At 34.1% G+C, this 17,532-nt stretch carries 17 protein-coding genes, 1 tRNA gene and 2 riboswitches; of the genes, 14 read left to right on the top strand and 4 right to left on the bottom strand.

What is annotated here, in order from left to right:
• Window positions 1–190: 190 nt before the first annotated feature.
• From ACTNDN_RS01285 to ACTNDN_RS01300, 4 genes are read left to right on the top strand one after another with little or no spacing between them, the layout of a single operon-like run.
• A complete protein-coding gene (locus ACTNDN_RS01285) occupies window positions 191–538 on the top strand; it encodes a hypothetical protein (protein WP_441130536.1) in 348 nt (115 codons plus the stop codon).
• On the top strand, window positions 538–912 hold the full coding sequence (locus ACTNDN_RS01290; RefSeq protein WP_441130538.1) for a protease inhibitor I9 family protein: 375 nt from the start codon (window positions 538–540) through the stop codon (window positions 910–912). Before ACTNDN_RS01285 ends, ACTNDN_RS01290 begins: the two co-directional genes overlap by 1 nt.
• 26 nt (window positions 913–938) lie before the next feature.
• Window positions 939–1,679, top strand: coding sequence for a S8 family serine peptidase (locus ACTNDN_RS01295; RefSeq protein ID WP_441130540.1), 741 nt, complete (start codon window positions 939–941; stop codon window positions 1,677–1,679).
• Window positions 1,627–5,616, top strand: coding sequence for a leucine-rich repeat protein (locus ACTNDN_RS01300; protein ID WP_441130542.1), 3,990 nt, complete (start codon window positions 1,627–1,629; stop codon window positions 5,614–5,616). Before ACTNDN_RS01295 ends, ACTNDN_RS01300 begins: the two co-directional genes overlap by 53 nt.
• 264 nt (window positions 5,617–5,880) lie before the next feature.
• Here ACTNDN_RS01300 and ACTNDN_RS01305 read toward each other — a convergent pair whose 3' ends face one another.
• Window positions 5,881–6,579, bottom strand: a complete 699-nt coding sequence (locus ACTNDN_RS01305) for a helix-turn-helix transcriptional regulator (RefSeq protein ID WP_441130543.1) — start codon at window positions 6,577–6,579, stop codon at window positions 5,881–5,883.
• A gap of 603 nt (window positions 6,580–7,182) precedes the next feature.
• Here ACTNDN_RS01305 and ACTNDN_RS01310 point away from each other — a divergent pair.
• On the top strand, window positions 7,183–8,124 hold the full coding sequence (locus tag ACTNDN_RS01310; RefSeq protein WP_441130545.1) for a cation diffusion facilitator family transporter: 942 nt from the start codon (window positions 7,183–7,185) through the stop codon (window positions 8,122–8,124).
• Between the two features lie 260 nt (window positions 8,125–8,384).
• On the opposite strand, the gene ACTNDN_RS01315 is transcribed toward ACTNDN_RS01310, so the two are convergent.
• A tRNA-Gln gene (locus tag ACTNDN_RS01315) sits at window positions 8,385–8,456 on the bottom strand.
• Window positions 8,457–8,902: 446 nt separating this feature from the next.
• Here ACTNDN_RS01315 and comGA point away from each other — a divergent pair.
• The 8 genes from comGA to ACTNDN_RS01355 are packed head-to-tail and all read left to right on the top strand — an operon-like array spanning window position 8,903 to window position 13,128.
• The gene (gene comGA, locus ACTNDN_RS01320; protein ID WP_031535321.1) at window positions 8,903–9,970 is read left to right on the top strand and encodes a competence type IV pilus ATPase ComGA; all 1,068 of its coding nucleotides are present in this window, start codon (window positions 8,903–8,905) and stop codon (window positions 9,968–9,970) included.
• Window positions 9,939–10,991: a competence type IV pilus assembly protein ComGB gene (comGB, locus tag ACTNDN_RS01325; RefSeq protein ID WP_441130547.1), complete on the top strand. Its 1,053-nt coding sequence runs from the start codon at window positions 9,939–9,941 to the stop codon at window positions 10,989–10,991. Before comGA ends, comGB begins: the two co-directional genes overlap by 32 nt.
• Window positions 10,992–11,003: 12 nt before the next feature.
• The gene (comGC, locus tag ACTNDN_RS01330; RefSeq protein WP_031535316.1) at window positions 11,004–11,318 is read left to right on the top strand and encodes a competence type IV pilus major pilin ComGC; all 315 of its coding nucleotides are present in this window, start codon (window positions 11,004–11,006) and stop codon (window positions 11,316–11,318) included.
• Window positions 11,315–11,752, top strand: a complete 438-nt coding sequence (gene comGD / locus ACTNDN_RS01335; protein WP_441130549.1) for a competence type IV pilus minor pilin ComGD — start codon at window positions 11,315–11,317, stop codon at window positions 11,750–11,752. The genes comGC and comGD overlap by 4 nt, the downstream gene beginning before the upstream one ends.
• Window positions 11,736–12,059: a hypothetical protein gene (locus tag ACTNDN_RS01340; RefSeq protein ID WP_441130551.1), complete on the top strand. Its 324-nt coding sequence runs from the start codon at window positions 11,736–11,738 to the stop codon at window positions 12,057–12,059. Before comGD ends, ACTNDN_RS01340 begins: the two co-directional genes overlap by 17 nt.
• Window positions 12,038–12,514, top strand: a complete 477-nt coding sequence (gene comGF, locus ACTNDN_RS01345; RefSeq protein WP_441130552.1) for a competence type IV pilus minor pilin ComGF — start codon at window positions 12,038–12,040, stop codon at window positions 12,512–12,514. Before ACTNDN_RS01340 ends, comGF begins: the two co-directional genes overlap by 22 nt.
• Window positions 12,511–12,885, top strand: a complete 375-nt coding sequence (comGG, locus tag ACTNDN_RS01350) for a competence type IV pilus minor pilin ComGG (RefSeq protein WP_031535309.1) — start codon at window positions 12,511–12,513, stop codon at window positions 12,883–12,885. The genes comGF and comGG overlap by 4 nt, the downstream gene beginning before the upstream one ends.
• A 54-nt stretch (window positions 12,886–12,939) precedes the next feature.
• Window positions 12,940–13,128, top strand: a complete 189-nt coding sequence (locus ACTNDN_RS01355; RefSeq protein WP_031535307.1) for a YqzE family protein — start codon at window positions 12,940–12,942, stop codon at window positions 13,126–13,128.
• A 65-nt stretch (window positions 13,129–13,193) separates the two neighbouring features.
• Here the strand turns inward: ACTNDN_RS01355 and ACTNDN_RS01360 are convergent, their stop codons facing one another.
• Window positions 13,194–14,000, bottom strand: a complete 807-nt coding sequence (locus ACTNDN_RS01360; protein WP_031535306.1) for a YqhG family protein — start codon at window positions 13,998–14,000, stop codon at window positions 13,194–13,196.
• On the bottom strand, window positions 13,969–15,681 hold the full coding sequence (locus ACTNDN_RS01365; protein WP_031535303.1) for a DEAD/DEAH box helicase: 1,713 nt from the start codon (window positions 15,679–15,681) through the stop codon (window positions 13,969–13,971). The genes ACTNDN_RS01360 and ACTNDN_RS01365 overlap by 32 nt, the downstream gene beginning before the upstream one ends.
• A 434-nt stretch (window positions 15,682–16,115) precedes the next feature.
• Window positions 16,116–16,207, top strand: a riboswitch (glycine riboswitch).
• A 3-nt stretch (window positions 16,208–16,210) separates the two neighbouring features.
• Window positions 16,211–16,291, top strand: a riboswitch (glycine riboswitch).
• A 103-nt stretch (window positions 16,292–16,394) separates the two neighbouring features.
• On the opposite strand from ACTNDN_RS01365, the gene gcvT reads away from it, so the two are divergent.
• Window positions 16,395–17,495, top strand: coding sequence for a glycine cleavage system aminomethyltransferase GcvT (gcvT, locus tag ACTNDN_RS01370; RefSeq protein ID WP_251629801.1), 1,101 nt, complete (start codon window positions 16,395–16,397; stop codon window positions 17,493–17,495).
• The last annotated feature ends 37 nt before the right edge of the window (window positions 17,496–17,532 follow it).

A 17,532-nucleotide genomic window follows, 5' to 3' on the forward strand; every position in this document is an offset into this window, starting at 1 on the left:
CTATTTATGCAATTTTTTATAAGGGTACTTACAACTACGCTTACTTTAATGTAATAGTATCACAGCGATATAATAAAAGACAAACTAAATTAGATTGTTATCTAAAATATAGTTTGAAACATATCTAACTACATGATATTATATTAAAGTAATTGAATTTTCTAAATAAATAGTTTAGGGGGAAGGGGAAATGAGTATATTAAAGAGTGGCAAAAAAGTTACTACTCTACTAACTCTATTGGTTGTATTATTTAGTACAATCACACCATTTAGTAATAACTATGTAAGTGCAAAAGAGAATACTAGTTATATAACTATGGAAAAAGCCGAGGGTGAATTAAATATTTCTCAAAAAGAAAATATTAGTGAGGAATATGGTTATGATCCACAAGAAAAGGTTCGTGTAATAGTAGAATTAGAGGAAGGACCAGTATTAGACTATTACAGTACAAAAAGTAAACAAGAACCATCTGAATTTATTAATTCTAATAAGGGAAAGAAATTTCAAATAATATTATGGGGGAACAAGACTCCGTAATGAAAAAGATCTCTGAAAAGGTAGATGCTAGTTTTAAAGATAACTATCGATACACAGTAGTTATGAACGGTTTTTCGTTAGAGACAAAACGGGAAAACATTGAAAAAATAGAGAAAATATCTGGTGTAAAAAGAATTTTTGAGGCTGTGAAATATGAACTTCCAGCTGAAGCAAATAATGATATACAGATGAAAAATAGTAGTGTAATGATTGGGGCAGATCAAGCGCAAGCGCTTGGATATGAAGGAGAGAAAACGATTGTAGCTATTCTTGATACGGGACTAGATACAAATCATGAAGCATTTCAAAAAGACCCACAAAATTCAAAATATTCAAAAATGATATTTCGTCACTTATATCTTCCGTTAGTTTAAATGCTGGAGATTTATCGTCAGATGATGTGTTTGCAAGTCAAAAGGTTCCTTTTGGATATGATTATGCAGATAAAGACCCGAATGTCATTGGTGATATAGACCATGGAACGCATGTAGCAGGAACTATTGCAGCAAATAGTGATAAAATTAAAGGTATTGCTCCAGAAGCTCAATTAATGATTATGAAGGTGTTTTCAGATGGGACTGGATCAGCCTATGATGATGATATTTTGGCTGCATTAGATGACTCTGTTTCATTAGGTGCAGATTCCATTAATATGAGCTTAGGATCAGGTGCTGGCTTCACAAAAATAGGGGAAGAAGCAGTAAAAGAAGCGTATACAAGGGTATCGGAATCAGGCGTTAATTTATTGATGGCTGCTGGTAATGATGATAATGCTGTAGTTAATAATACATATGGAACTAACGTGCCATTAGCGTCAAATCCAGATAATGCGGTTGTGTCTTCACCATCAACTTTTGCAGCAGGTTTATCTGTAGCAAGTGTGGAAAATACTGTTTATAATTCTCCGTATTTTAAAGTAGGAGACGAAAATATTCCTTATAAAAATGCTTCTAACACAGATGGAGACACCTATGATGTATTGGATACACTTGATAACAAGGAATATGCTTATGTAATGGTACCAGGAATTGGGGAAGAAAAGGATTATAGTGAGTTAGATGTTAAAGATAAGATTGCGGTAGTTCAACGTGGGACGATCACTTTTACAGAAAAAGCGCGAAGGTTACACAGGCTTATATGATGAAAAAGGCGATCATGTAACACTTTCTCTTCCATTCTTAGGATACTATGGTAATTGGACAGATCCTTCCATTTTTGATAATACAGTATATGATAAAATCCAGCCTACTACACAAACATCAACGATAATGATTAATTCGAACGCTGCAGGAAGCGGATATTATTTAGGAAGAAATGTTATCACAGGTAAATATGATAAAGAAAAAATTGCTTTTTCTCCTTCATTAAATGGGGACAATTCAAGAATATTTACTTCTATAACAAGCTTATTAAGAAATGCAGAAAATTTATCCTTTAAAATCAAAGATGCAAATGATAAGGATGTTTGGTCCTATGTATATGGTGATGCCCGTAAAACCTTCTATAGTTCCACTCAAGGTGCATATATACCGATTCTTAATATGCAAGGTTGGAATGGAAAGGATGAAAAAGGACAGCAAGTATCAAGTGGTACGGAGTTGATTTATGAAGTAAGTGGTAAAATTGCAGGAACTGATACAGAAAAAACGCTCGAGCTTCCTTTTACTGTAGATACAGAAGCACCAACAGTAGAAAATGTCGACATTGTTAAAGAGGATAGCAAAGTATACCTAACATTTGATGTACAAGACGATAACTATATTCAACAGATACTTGTTGGTGACGTCGCTGGACATGTACTTTTATTTGAACTTGGAATAGACGATGTGGAGAAAAAAGGAGAAACGAGCACAGTTCGTGCAGATATAACAAATCTTGGAGAAGAACTTGCGAACCAGTCATTAAATCCAGGTAGATTAAGTATCTTTGGGTTCGATTATGCTTATAACATTAGTACAAATTATGTGGATATCGGCCCACAAGCAATTGTATTAGACAAGTACTTAGATTTGACAATAGGCGAATCGAAAAAAGTGAATGCAACAGTTAAACCAGAAAATTTAGCTGATAAATCGTTAACTTGGACAAGCTCTGATGACAAAATAGCAACTGTTGATGCTGATGGTGTTGTAACTGGAATAGCTAAAGGTGAAGTAACCATTACTGCAACTGCCGTTACAGGACTAACTTCCTCTATCAAGGTTTACGTTGATACGGACGTGCCAGGGGAAGGTGAAACAGAGGATCCTGATGAAGAAAATCCTGAACAACCAGACGAAGATGATGCAATAGGATATAGCGATATGTCAATAGATGCAGACCATTCTATTATCAGTAAAGATTTAAATGACACTTTCCAATATGAAAACTTTTATTATAAAGTGACTAGTAATGACGAAGTACAATTAATAGGTGAGCCAGATAAACTATTCTCTAGCTATGATACTATCAAAGGAAATGTCTATATACCATCTGAAGTAGAAAATAACGGAAAAAAATATAAAGTAACCTCTATTGGAGCTAAAGCATTTTATTTTAATAATTCCATAACTTCGATAGAATTTTCCGAGGGATTAAAAGTTATTGGGGAAAGTGCATTTTTCTATGCATCTGCACTATCTAATGTAAAAATGCCAGACAGTGTGGAGAGAATTGATGACAATGCCTTTAATGGAGCAAGTATTACAAAAATTAATATACCTAAGAACATCAAATCAATAGGTTCTTTTGCATTTCTCTTTATAGATGCATTTGAAGAATTGACTTTACCAGAAGGGTTAGAAAGTATTGGAGAACAAAGTTTTGGTTTTGTTAGTTCAATGAAAAAACTTATCTTACCTGACACACTTAAATATATCGGAGAAGCTGCATTTACGGATAGTGCAAGTTTAGAAATAGTTAAACTACCAGGGAAGATGACAGCAGTTCCTAAATTTATGTTTTTTAATGCGTCTTCAATTAAAGAAATTGAATTTCCTACATCTGTTACATCAATTGGGTACGGATCTTTTCAATCAAGTGGATTGACTACTATAGATATCCCTGAAACTGTAACTAAAGTGGAGAAATTTGCATTTGCTGACATATCTAGTCTTGAAAAAATTGTCATTCCAAACTCTGTGAAAGAAATTGGAACATACGCTTTTGCTCAAAGTACGAAAGCGAATGAAGTGAAAATTGGTAAAAACGTCAAGACAATTGGTAAGGATGCCTTTACAGGAATTTCAAGAGAAGCTGCAGTAAATGTTGCGAATGATCAAGTTGCTTTCGAATTAAGACGAAGTGGATTCACCAATCCATTAAAGTCTGGTGGGGTAAGCTTTACTGACTATGTCAGTGGACAATTTATGGTAGGTTCATTGATTTATAGACCAACTAGTGCAACAACAGTTGAAGTAACTCAATTTGAAAATAATAAGAAACTACAAGAACTTGTTATTCCTGAAACAGTTACAAATGAAGGGGATAATATTACTTATACAGTGACAAGTGTTTATGATTATGTTTTCCAAGGAAATCAGGATCTTAAGAAAATTACGTTGCCTGATACAATTACAAAAATTGGTGAAAGAGCGTTTGATCAAATTAACGGATTAGACACAATGAATATTCCTGAAAACCTACAATTAGTTGAAGAATATGGATTAAACTATTTAGGATGGGATCCATTGTTAGCAAGTGAATGGACAGAAAAAGAGCTTACTATACCAGATGGGTTAACTCATTTAAAGGCAGTTTCTTTTTCTGGAAATAAATATGAATCAATTAATATAGCAAACGGAACAAAGAAAATACCTGCATACACATTTTATGGAAATAAGAAAGCGGAGAAGCTAGAAATACCTAATTCCGTAGAAATGATAGAATCTAGTGCATTTGCAGATTTAGAATCATTAAAAGAACTAAATCTCCCAGATAATTTAAAATATATTGGGGGCAATGCATTTTCTGGTTTAAATAGCATGGATAAAGTGGCTATCCCAAATAGTGTAGAATATATTGGGGATTATGCGTTTAATTCAATGGTTGGATCAAGCATAAAGGATGTTAGTCTAGGTAATGGTGTAAATGCTTATGGTTGGAATTCCTTTAATGAAGAAGCGAACGTAACTGTTTCGTTAAATTCTCAAAGAGAGGATATAGTGAAGTTTAATAATCTGAAGCAAACACCAGAACTTATTTGGGACGGAGAAGTGGATATTCCAACAACAGATGCTTCTGTTATCCCAGAAGGTAAAAAAGTATCAGTAATTGGTGATCGTACAATTGACGGTAATTTAACCATTAATGGAACTTTAGAGATTGCTAAAGATGCTTCCTTAACTATTAATGGTACATTGAAAATAAACGGCAAAATAACTGGTAAAGGTACTTTGATTATTAGTGAAGAAGCCCAAATTGGAGATATTGACCCAGAGGTATTTATTCCGGTAACGAGCATTAAAATAACAAAATCTATCGCAATTACAGAAGATAAAGGAACAGCACAAATTGAGGCAGAAGTATATCCTACCTTTGCAACCAACAAGAATTTAAATTATGACTTAATAAGTGGTGACGAATTTGCATCTGTAAACGAAAAGGGAGTCATAACTGCAAAAGGAAACGGTCAAATAGTTGTAAGAGTTTCGGCTGCAGATCAATTTGGAACATATGTCGATCTGAATGTTACTATCTCCGGACAAAGTGAAGTAATTGATGATGAACAAGACCCAGAAAATCCAGATGACGGAACAGAGGATGAAAAAGACCCAGAAAATCCAGATGACGGAACAGAGGATGAAAAAGACCCGGAAAATCCAGATGATGGAACAGAGGATGAGCAAGACTCAGAAAATCCTGGAAAAGGAATAGATAATGATAATACCAACACGGTAAATCAAGAAAATAACAAAAATAGTCAGAATGTATCTAAAATAGGAAATGGAAGTGGAAAAGAAAGTAACGGAACCCACCAACTCCCTGAAACAGGTACACATTCTTATAATTATCTGTTAATCGGATTTATATTGATTTTTGTTAGCATATTATTCCTTTATATTGCTAGAAGAAAAAAACAAGTAAACCAAGCTAAATAGAAACATATAAAAACTCCTTAATTGCTCGCAATTTGAACAATAAGGAGTTTTTTTAGCTACACTTTACGTGGCAAATAGATTGACATTTGTGTATTCCACATGCTGTCATATATTAAATATGGAATCCTAATGCAAGATAAAATAAATAGTTCATTTTTAAATAAGTAGACTCGTTAAAAGGATAAGTAACAATTATATAGAAATGGATAACCTGAATAAAAGTTGTATTTCTGCAGATAATTACAGGAAACTCTCTTTTCTTTCCTATTGAACTTGTGTTTTATAGGCACATTGATCGCAGCCTGAAATAATATTCTGTTTTTCGATTAACTGAACATCCTTATATAATGCTTCAAACATACCAGTAAAGAAAGATTGATGCATTGTACATACTTTATCTTTATGCTCCATTGCAACTTCTTTAAATGGACAATTGTATATTTCAAAATATAAGGAAGTTTCATCATCATTCCATTCTAATGCTGGCAGTTGCCCTGTCATTAAGCTGGCATTTTGTAAAAGCCGTAGTTTATCCCCATTGGATAATGCTGCGGTATTATTTGTATAACGGGCAATTTCTTGTTCCATCATCTCTTTGCCAAATGTTTTTCCTGTTTCATATAGTGCTTTACTTCCTTCTGCACCGAGGCTTTCAAGGGATCTTAATAAAATACTGCTTAATAATTGATAATTTCTAAATGGAAAGCTAAATTGTATGACCTCATCTGATAAACGATATAGTCTACTTGGACGGCCACCCTTTCCTGTTTTTTTTGTTTCAGAATAGAGCATTCTTACATCTTCTAATTTAGATAAATGTAAGCGGGCTACGTTTGGATGGATAGAAAATTCGTCTGCTATTTCTTGAACGGTTACATCTTGATGACGTTTAGTAATGTATTGATAAATATAGAAACGAGTTGGGTCAGACAATACATTTGTAACTTTTAGTGTATTTTCCATAACAATTGTTTCCTCCTGGGAACTAATTTTCTTTATTATAATATAGCAATCTACCATAAACATGGTTAAAACGATAAGTTTATAAAATGTTCACAACTTCACAAGATTTTGTTCATAAATTGTACATATTCACCATTTGAAGCTTGGCCATCTTTATAATGTTTTTTTTATGTTTTTTCCGTTCACATATTGTATTATTCAAATGTAAAATTGACATTTATTAATAGGAGATATAAAATTAATATATGAGCATATATTCATATATAAGAAGATAATAGCTGTTTCCATTATTGATGGAGGGCAAGCTGCTCTAATTAAAACAGAAGCTAATCAACATCATCTATTCTTCATTTTGCACTGCTTTATCTTCTTTTGTAATGCAGCCTTCTCTTCATCTAGAATATTCAAGAGCTGTTTTAGTAGTGGAGGCTGGAACTTTTGGATATAACTTCAGCTGGCGTTTTAATAGACGAGAGGTTCCTTTATCAGTTGGTCATAAAATTAGTTTTTTACCACAAAATATAGGGAAAAGAGTATTTTCTGTTGGTTTGATAAATCCGCAAGGTAAGTAATTTTCTTTAAAAAATAGAAGGAGGAAAAAATATGGGGAATTTTCATGAGCATAATCATAGTCAGCATGGACATCACCATCATCACCATGGCTTCGAATCAACAAGAGAGGGTAATAAAAAAGGGTTAATTTTGGCTTTACTAATTACCTGTGGAATTATGCTATTAGAGTTTTTTGGAGGACTTCTTACAAATAGTCTTGCTTTATTATCGGATGCAGGTCATATGTTAAGTGATGCTGGTTCTCTTTTCTTAAGTTTTCTTGCAATCCGGTTTGCGTCCCGTAAACCATCGCCTAGTAAAACGTATGGATACTATCGTTTTGAAATTTTAGCGGCCCTATTTAATGGCGCCACATTGTTTGTTATCGCTTTTTTTATCATTTGGGAAGCTATTAAACGGTTCACCGAGCCTCCGACGGTTGCTAGTGGAACAATGATGATCATTGCAGCGATTGGATTGTTAGCAAATATCGTTAGCGCGGTGGGATTAATGCAGAAAGGGGATGTGCATAACAATGTAAATTTACGAAGTGCTTACTTACATATACTGGGTGATGCATTAGGTTCCGTTGGTGCAATTATTGCTGGAATACTCATGTTATTCTTTGATTGGTATGTTTCAGATCCTATAATATCTGTAGTAGTTGCTTTATTAATTTTAAAAAGCGGTTGGGCAGTAATAAAAAATTCTACTCATATATTAATGGAAGGAACTCCGGAAACAATAAACCAAGAAGATGTGAAAATGGTGTTAGAAGAAATAGAAGGAGTAATCGATGTTCATGATCTGCATATATGGACCATTACTTCTGGGCTTGATACATTAAGCTGCCATATGTTAATTGATGATAAAAAAGACAGTCAAGCTATTCTTCAGCAAGCGATTGTTCGAATAAAAGATAAGTTTAAAATAGACCATGCAACTATTCAAATCGAAAAGTCACAGATTCAACATGATGATATGAATGTGTAAAAGAAATCAAGACAGACTGGGGTATTTTTTATTGACTCTTGTTTAACTAAATGTATATACGTCTGTGTTTAAAATAAACGGCAAGATTTCATATAAATGAACAATTTTTTAAAAAGGTGTTAATATCTCAACTTATATCTGCTATTTAAGCTTAGAAGGGAATTTTTTTCTATGATTTCTCTCATTTTCGGAAAAAAATTAACAAAGAATAATAGCGAATTCATATGTATAAAAAAAGACCCATGTAAATTGGGTCTTTACTGGGCTAGCTGGATTCGAACCAACGAGTGACGGAGTCAAAGTCCGTTGCCTTACCACTTGGCTATAGCCCAATATAATTGATATATATAGTATGGCTTGTTCGGTGTTTTTTATTCAAAATCAGAAGTTTTTTTAAAAGAAGGCTGTTTTCGTAAAGTTTGTTGCGATTACCCGCAGCCGAAATACACTTCGCTTTCCGTGGGGCTAAGCTTAAGCCTCCTCAGCTTCGCCTCCGGGGTCTCAGACTGTCTCGCTAATCCCACAGGAGTCTTCGTGTATTCCGGCTGCTAATTGTTTCCTATTAATTCTTTTTTCCTATTGAAAAAACAACAATTCTTTAGAAAACATCCTAAAAGAACAATGGAAATTAATCGGAAATATTAGTCTAGGAATAATCTGCATTTTTAATAAATAACTAATTGAATAAATGCAAAAAAAATAATAAAAAATGAAGGAATTTCTTTTTTTATGTCGAAATATAAAGACGAATAAATAAAAAGGTGGTGTTTTATGAAAAGTGTTATCTATTGAAGCTTTAGCCAATCGTATTATTCGTGATGCAGTGGAGCAAAATGCTACTGATATTCACATAACCCCGAGACAAAAGGAATCGGTCCTTCAATTGCGGATTGCTAATCATTTGCTTACTAGATTAGTAATAACTGCGGAGGAATGTGACAAGTTAATCTCTCATTTTAAGTTTACGGCATCCATGGATATTGGAGAACGAAGAAAACCGCAAAATGGCTCTATTTCTACAAACATCAATGGTCAACATATTGGCTTACGTTTATCAACCTTGCCTTCTTCCCCTCACGAAAGTTTAGTTATTCGCCTTCTTTACGACAAAAATATGCTTCCAATCTACCATATCTCCTTATTTCCAAATGTTTCTCGAAAATTAATCTCTTTATTAAAGCACGCTCATGGGTTAATTATCCTCACAGGTCCGACTGGATCTGGCAAAACGACAACACTCTATTCCCTCTTAAATGAAAATGCTCACCTCTACCAAAGAAATGTTATTAGCTTAGAAGATCCGATTGAAAAGCCCCAAGAAAATGTACTGCAGATTCAGGTTAATGAGAAGGCTGGTATTACGTATTCAACAGGACTAAAAGCGATTCTTCGCCATGATCCCGATATTATCATGGTTGGAGAAATCCGAGACAGGGAAACTGCTCATATTGCAATAAGAGCGAGTTTAACAGGGCATTTGGTATTAACTACCATGCATACTAGGGATGCGAAAGGTGCGATTCATCGATTGCTCGAATTTGGCATAAAGGAGACAGAAATTGAACAAACCTTAATTGCTGTTACCGCACAAAGACTAGTAGAAATGGTATGTCCATTTTGTGATGATGGCTGTTCACCTTTCTGTTACCGTTTAGATGATCGATTAAAAAGATCTACTGTATTTGAAATGATAACTGGAAGGATGATTGCTAACATTCTTAATAACAGGACAGATGATTGGAGTTATAAGTATAAAACATTAGGGGACATCATTTGTAAAGGGATAGCATTAGGGTATATAAAGGAGGGGGAATATGAACGATGGATTTATGATGAAAAAAAATAAGGCGTGGACTAATTTAGAGCAAGCTAGATTTTTAAAATGTATTGGGGAGTTGCTTGATAGGGGCTATTCCATGGCAGAAGCGGTTCAATCTTCGCGTTATTACATGCCGGAATATCGATTGGAAGATATAAATGCTTGTTATGGTTCGTTAAAAGGAGGAGATACGTTTTTTGAAAACCTTGTAAGGTTAAATTTTGATCGCCAAGTTATTAGTTTTGTGTATTTTGCTGAAAAGCATGGAGGATTTGCAACTGCGTTTCAGGATGCAAGTAAAATGATTCAGAATAAACAAGATACAATCAAAAAATTAAGGAAGATTCTATCTTATCCTCTTTTTCTTCTATTATTTACTTTTATTCTGTTTTTCTTTGTTCAAAGTATCCTCATTCCTAAGTTTAATTCCATTTTTCTAACGATGAATATAAATAAGAATTTCTTTCTACTCTTTGTCCAAATAATCGGTAAGGTTATTCCCTCTCTCTTCGCTTTTCTATTACTTCTTCTTATTGCTTGTTACGTCTCTTATTATGTATATTTCCGCAAACTGGATATTATAGTTCAAATGAATTTACTAGCGCGAATCCCATTCATAGGAAAAATTGTCAGGCATTATTTTTCCTACCTTTTATCTTTGCAATTAAGTTATCTATTATCTAGTGGCTTTTCGATTTATGAATGTTTGCAATTTTTTGAAGAAAACAAAGAACAAAAGCTGTATTCTCGAATAGGTATACTTGCTATTTCGCAGTTGAAAAAAGGCGATCGTCTTGATCAAGCCTTTATGTTATTTACTTTTTTAGATAAGGAACTGTTTCAAATTATTCAGCATGGTCAAGAAAATGGAAAGCTGGATCAAGAATTCTATTACTATGGCAATCATTGCCTTATGCAAATAGAAGAGAATATACAAAAAACAATGAAGCTCCTTCAACCTACACTGTATTCCGTTGTGGGAATTTTAATTGTTTCCATTTACTTATCTGTATTAATGCCAATGTTTCAGCTTTTAGATGGATTTTGAAAGGAGGACAAAATGAATAATGAAAAGGGTTTTACACTAATAGAAATGATGATAGTTTTGGTGGTTATTTCCATATTATTAATTGTGACAATTCCCAATATTACAAAGCATAATTCAAAGATAAATGACACAGGTTGTGAAGCATTAACAAAGATGGTACAAGCAGAGGTTCAGTCCTATTATATGGAGCATAAAGAATATCCTGCGAGTATCTCTGCACTGAAAGAGGATAATTATATTACAGAAGAGCAAGAGCAATGTACGAATGGCAAGGAATTAATTATTACAGATGGCGTAGTTACTACTGCTAGTACGGAAAATCCATGATAGAAAATCAAAGAGGATTTACACTAATAGAAATGGTTTTTGCAATGTCATTATTGGTGATTCTCTCCTCCTTATCTGTGTTCGTAGTCACCTCCCAGCAAACTACACTTAATGAGAACCAGTTTATTACTCAATTAGAGGCAGATCTTTATTATGCCCAGGCATTTGCTATCGCAAATCAATCGCTTCTTCAAGTAAAAATATATCCGAATTTAAATCGTTACAGCATCCGTGGAGATGAATATGTGGGTAGTATTGTGGATCGTTATTACAATGAAGATATTGTTTTTGTAAATGAAAACACGATCTCTTTTACCATCAATACGAGAGGGAACGTTTCTAAATTTGGGACGTATGAATTCCGAATTGGAGAGCAGCCATATAAATTAACGATTTTAATTGGCAAAGGGCGATTTTATGCAACTGAATTGTAAAGGTTTTATGTTACCGGAATATTTATTGGCCTATACAATATGGCTTCTTATTGCTTTGACTTGGATGCCGATTTATGTGCATGTGTTAAAGCAATTGGAAGATTCGGAAGAAGGGAAGATGGTAAATGACCTATTTTATCACTATTTAATGGAAGTTAAATTAGGAGAAGCAGAAAAAGGAATTACATCTATTGAAAAAGAGGGGAATGTCTACACAATCCTTTGGAAAATAGATAATACAGTCTGTATCCAATATAATAATGTATTTCAGAAGAAGAAAGAAATATGCGATGTGTTCATCGAATGAAAAAAGGGTTGATATTGAATAATAAAGGTTATATTTTATTGGAAATGCTTCTTTGCTTTTTTATTTTTTCTATTATTCTTTCTTTACTAAGCATTCCTTTGAAACATATCGTTAACAGTCAAATTTCCGAGATAGAGTTACAGGATATGGAATGGGAAGTGTTCATCCTAGAATTAAAAAAAGAAGCGAAGATTGCACAGAATATGGATGTTTCCAACAACAAATTACTGCTTTATGTGGATAGCAGAGTGGTTATTTATGAAAAATATGAAAGCAGTATAAGAAGGCGGGTAGATTCGACAGGGCATGAAGTCGCATTACAAGGTGTTAAAAATGTAGAGTTTAAAAGGGATAAGAATGGTTTTAGAATAGAGGTAATTAACCGATTTGATAAGAAAAAAGATGCAAGTATAATATCTTATCTCCGCATGGAAAGTGATGTGAATGGAAAATGAATAACAAAGGGTTTATTTATCCATTATCGCTCTGTGTGTATATTCTTTTTATTTCCTTCTTATTTATTTTATATGGTCTTTATGAAAAGAAAAAAGGGATAGAAATAAGTGTGAGAAATAGCAATATGCAAGAATATTATTTCCTGTCTTCCCTAAAAGAAATTGAATATGAACTTTCTACAGAAGAACATCCTGAACTTGCTGGTACAAAAACTTTTTTACATGGTAATGTTTTTTATACAATCGAAAAAAATTCGAGTACTACTTTTAAAATCGATTATCAATTAAATATGCAAGCGGGGATAAAGCCGATTTATGCCGTAAGCTACTTTGATATGGAGCAAAATAAAATGACGAAATGGATAGAATGAATAAAAACCAAACGATAGGGCTATCCTAGTACAAATGCTAGAGTAGGTGATTAAATGAATACCAATGATTATGTGAAGTATTTAACCCAAACATTTGTCCAGTACATGGATCAGCCTAAAGAAGAAAGGCAAAAGTTAAGAGCGGAAAGAAAAGGGCTGAAAGAACCATTTATGCTGAGGTGGTTTGGAGTTTTACCTTATTTAATTATGTTTAGCTTTAAGCGTAGAAATGTAAGAAGATAGGTTATGAAAAGGAGTGGACTTAGCTTATTAAAGCATAAATCTACTCCTTTTTTCATGATTATGGTTTAGGAGACAGCTTCTGAAGCTAAATAGAATAGCCCGCCATTAATAATCGAAATATTAATCTTTGGTTCGTACTGTTCCTGTAGAGCTAATTTTTCCGTTTCCAAGGTTTCTTGTTCTTCCTCCATGTCTTCCATATCTTCATAAAAATGCTCTAGCAATTCTAAATCCTTTTTCCACCTTTCCTTCGCTTCTTCTGCCCATGTATGATCTTCTAATAATAAAGATTGTTTTATCATGTTTTCAATTCTTGTTATCCCGCTTTTCGGCATGATTAAGGGAGAAAGAGTAAACGCATAATCAGGAATTTTGGCAGAAAGGTTCATTTTCTCTACTTTTGCCTGGAAATCTGTTGCTATTTGGCCATTGATTAGCTGCAGACCAATCGATTGAAACACATCCCGTTTTCTGTCACATTGATAGGAGATTTTTACATTAAGAGCAAGCCATGGCTTTAATGCTGTTTGTTGCTGGCCTTGTGCTATTTTATATTCATATAAACGAATATACTTTGATAAATTTTTTGCAGAAGCAAAAAGTTGATGAAGACGTGGAGACCCAAAGTGTATCTGTTCGCCCTTCAAATCCTCTGGTGCAAGCTTTGGATCAGTAATGAGGGTTAGACTGGCGGGGTTTGGGACGCCACCAGTCTTTTCAAGATAATGCCAATAAAAAGGTCGATTCATTAACTCTTTGTCCATTTCAATTGTTAATTGGACAGTTAGGTAACCAGGTTTATTCTCTACTATCTCACAATCATTTGCGACAAAAAATCGTTCAAGAAATTGATGAATTTCCTGCTGCTTCATATGGCTCACCTTCCTTCATACTTTGTGCGAATTCAATCATGCTTGTTAAATTATCCATTTTGATTTTCATTTCTCCTTCTGATTTTGAGTGGGAGAAAATATCAACCATATAATCATCCATATTGCCAAAGTCCAATTTCGTCAAAATATCATCTAGCTCCCCAATTACTTTTTCGAAAAGATGGATTTTTTCATATAATAATTTTAAAATATGATCTTCCACAGTATCTTTAACGGCAAAGTTATAAATCTTTACATCTTCTTTTTGACCAAGTCGATGAATTCGTCCTATTCTTTGCTCTAGTCTCATTGGATTCCATGGTAAATCAAAGTTAATAATATGGTGGCAAAATTGAAGGTTAATCCCTTCTCCGCCAGCCTCTGTTGCTATTAATACTTGCGCATGATTTTGGAAGAGATCTCGCATCCAATCCTTTTTGCCTCGTTTAAATCCACCGCGAAATGGAACGGATGTAATACCGTGCTGTTTCAAAAACCATTGTAAATAAAGTTGCGTAGCTCTATATTCAGTAAAAATGATTACTTTATCATTAATCTTCTTAATAAGCTCAAGTGCTTTGTTTGCCTTTGAATTTTGCTGAATCGCTTCTACTTTTTTTACCAGTTCTTGTATTCTTTGTTGGAATTGTGGTGTTGGATTTTCCACTTTCTTCGCCATGTTTTGCAGAGTATAATACACTGCTTCCCTGCTGGAACACGCCTCTCTTTGTAATGTAATCATCGAAAAAGGACTGCGGGAATTTTCACTATTGCTAGAAAGATTGGGTTCTGTTTTTAAATCTACTAGTCCTTCATACAATGCTCTTTCTTCTCTTGTAAATTCAATTGGGACAGCTTCAACAATTCTTTTTGTCCATTCAATCCCTGTATCATGGCGTCTGTTTCTGATCATTACTTTATTGACCAAAGCTTTTAGATTCTCATCATCATCAATGGAGCGGGCATCTTTTTTATATTTTTCATAGAAGGATGATTCGCTACCAAGATGTCCGGGCTTTAATAAAGATACTAAATTAAAGATTTCACTAATTCTATTTTGAATAGGAGTAGCTGTTAATAGTAAACAAAATTTCTTTTTTAAATTTTGAACAAACTCATAGTTTTTTGTTTTATTATTTTTCAGCTTATGGGCCTCGTCAATTATCACCAAATCATAGTCCAGATTGTTTATGATATCACGATGTGGCTGTCTTTTTGCTGTATCAATAGAAGATACGACAATGTCACATTGCTCCCAAACATAGCTTTTGCGCTGAACCATAGCGGGAATGTAGAATTTACTATTTAATTCATAAGCCCACTGTGTGACAAGAGAGGCAGGAACTAAAATCAGCACTTTTTTTACTAATCCGCGAATCATATATTCTTTTAGTATCAATCCTGCTTCAATCGTTTTTCCAAGACCAACTTCATCTGCCAAAATAGCTTTTCCATTCATATCTTCGATTACCTTTTTTGCAACTTCAAGTTGGTGGGGCAAAGGAGAAAGCTCTGATAAGTACTTAGGGGCTTTTAGACCCTCGAAGTCTGGTATGATATTATGTTGTTCTACTTCTACTGCTAGTTTATATAATTCCCAATTGGCCCATGGACCATCATCTGAAATTCGCTTTAGTAGCTGATCATTCCATGAATCATCAAAATGGATTTGAACGGTCATATATTATTCGTCCTTTCTTACTTTATTTAGTAAAGCTAAAAAGTTATGTATGTATAAAAAGGATTGAAAAAAGAATGCTAGTAAAACAAAAAATATATTGCCACCTTTTCGTTCGGATGTTAGGATAAAAGGGTAAAAAAGTTTTTAATTTTGTCACAATTTATTTATATTTGGACAGAACATGAACATTAAATTCAAAATGACCAATAAATAATCGGTTTTTACTTTTTAAAATTAGAGAAACTTTCATCAGTGGCGTTTTCCTTCAACACTCCTGATGGTTAGTTGAACCAATCGCACTATACGGAAAGTACCTCCCACCTATCTTTCACGAATTTTCATAAGGCTTTAAGTGGAAGGCAACTGTCAGGTGGGAAAACATTTTTTCAGGTAGTATTTAGTATGACCAATTAAGAAAATTTTATGAATCGCGGATGAGAAATAGGGGAGAGACTACATTCGTAGCGCCGAAGGAGCAAGCAAAGTATTTTGTGAATCTCTCAGGCAAAAGAACTCTATTTGGACGCAGCTCTGGAGAGTGCTTACATATAGGTAAGCCACCAAAGGGGACAGCCGATTGATCGGTAAACTTTCAGGTGCAAGGACAGAGACCTTACTTTTTTATAAAAGGGGGTTATCTGTCTTTTTTTGTTGCCGTTTTTTAATGGGATAAATGAGAAAGTCTAATACATAGGGGATAGGAGTGCTGTTCGTTGGCTTTATTAAAGCAAACACCATTATATGAGGTGTACAAAGAGTATGGAGGAAAGACAATCGATTTTGGAGGATGGGCTTTACCTGTACAATTTTCCGGTATAAAGCTGGAGCATGAGGCTGTTCGTACAAAAGCAGGGTTATTTGATGTTTCCCATATGGGCGAAATCGAAGTGAAGGGAAGCGGTAGCTTAGCTTTTCTTCAAAAAATGCTAACAAATGACATCGGAAAAATCACAATAGGTGCTGCACAATATTCGGCAATGTGCTACGAAAATGGTGGAACGGTAGATGATTTATTAACATATAAACTTGCAGACAATCACTATTTGTTAGTGGTGAATGCATCCAATATCGAGAAAGATTTCGAATGGCTCCAAAAACATACTACTGGAGATGTTATCTTAACTAATTTATCAGAAGATTTTGCTCAATTAGCACTTCAAGGTCCGTTAGCAGAAGAGATATTAAAAAAAATAAATCCCTCTGTTGATTATGCTGGAATTAAGTATTTTCACTTTCAGAACAAGGTGAATTTAGCAGGCAAAGAGGTTCTGTTATCCCGCACTGGATATACTGGCGAGGATGGTTTTGAAATTTATTGTCAAAGGGAAGATGCTAAAGACTTATGGCGTGAAATATTATCGTTAGGTGAGGAATTAGGGGTACTTCCTTGCGGCTTAGGTGCAAGGGATACTTTGCGATTTGAAGCAACACTTGCATTATATGGGCAAGAATTAACGGCAAATATTTCACCATTAGAAGCTGGAATTGGATTTGCCGTTAAATTAAATAAAGAAGCTTACTTTTTCGGAAAGGAAGCTTTAAAGAAACAAAAGGAAGGAGGATTATCAAGAAAGTTAATTGGAATTGAAATGTTAGACAGAGGTATTCCAAGACATGGCTATAAAGTATTTGCAAATGACAAGTGTATTGGGGAAGTTACTACTGGTACTCAGTCGCCGACCTTAAAGAAAAACATTGGGCTTGCGTTAATTCAAGTTGATTATGCTTTATTGGGTACAGAGGTGGAAGTAGAAATAAGAGGAAAGCATTTGAAGGCAAAAGTTATCAAGACGCCTTTTTATAAAAGAAAATAACTTTTATGGCTATGTTTAAAATCAAGATGGGCTAATG

The organism is Niallia sp. HCP3S3_B10, from assembly GCF_052064465.1.
GTDB classification, from domain to species: domain Bacteria; phylum Bacillota; class Bacilli; order Bacillales; family Cytobacillaceae; genus Niallia; species Niallia hominis.

Bases quoted from the DNA above. Each gene is read 5' to 3' on its own strand.
- ACTNDN_RS01290 (WP_441130538.1), top strand. From the start codon at position 538: ATGAAAAAGATCTCTGAAAAGGTAGATGCTAGTTTTAAAGATAACTAT.
- comGG (WP_031535309.1), top strand. From the start codon at position 12,511: ATGAATAACAAAGGGTTTATTTATCCATTATCGCTCTGTGTGTATATT.
- comGB (WP_441130547.1), top strand. From the start codon at position 9,939: ATGAACGATGGATTTATGATGAAAAAAAATAAGGCGTGGACTAATTTA.
- ACTNDN_RS01365 (WP_031535303.1), bottom strand. From the start codon at position 15,681: ATGACCGTTCAAATCCATTTTGATGATTCATGGAATGATCAGCTACTA.
- ACTNDN_RS01360 (WP_031535306.1), bottom strand. From the start codon at position 14,000: ATGAAGCAGCAGGAAATTCATCAATTTCTTGAACGATTTTTTGTCGCA.
- comGD (WP_441130549.1), top strand. From the start codon at position 11,315: ATGATAGAAAATCAAAGAGGATTTACACTAATAGAAATGGTTTTTGCA.
- comGF (WP_441130552.1), top strand. From the start codon at position 12,038: ATGCGATGTGTTCATCGAATGAAAAAAGGGTTGATATTGAATAATAAA.
- comGC (WP_031535316.1), top strand. From the start codon at position 11,004: ATGAATAATGAAAAGGGTTTTACACTAATAGAAATGATGATAGTTTTG.
- ACTNDN_RS01310 (WP_441130545.1), top strand. From the start codon at position 7,183: ATGGGGAATTTTCATGAGCATAATCATAGTCAGCATGGACATCACCAT.
- ACTNDN_RS01355 (WP_031535307.1), top strand. From the start codon at position 12,940: ATGAATACCAATGATTATGTGAAGTATTTAACCCAAACATTTGTCCAG.
- ACTNDN_RS01285 (WP_441130536.1), top strand. From the start codon at position 191: ATGAGTATATTAAAGAGTGGCAAAAAAGTTACTACTCTACTAACTCTA.
- ACTNDN_RS01305 (WP_441130543.1), bottom strand. From the start codon at position 6,579: ATGGAAAATACACTAAAAGTTACAAATGTATTGTCTGACCCAACTCGT.
- ACTNDN_RS01340 (WP_441130551.1), top strand. From the start codon at position 11,736: ATGCAACTGAATTGTAAAGGTTTTATGTTACCGGAATATTTATTGGCC.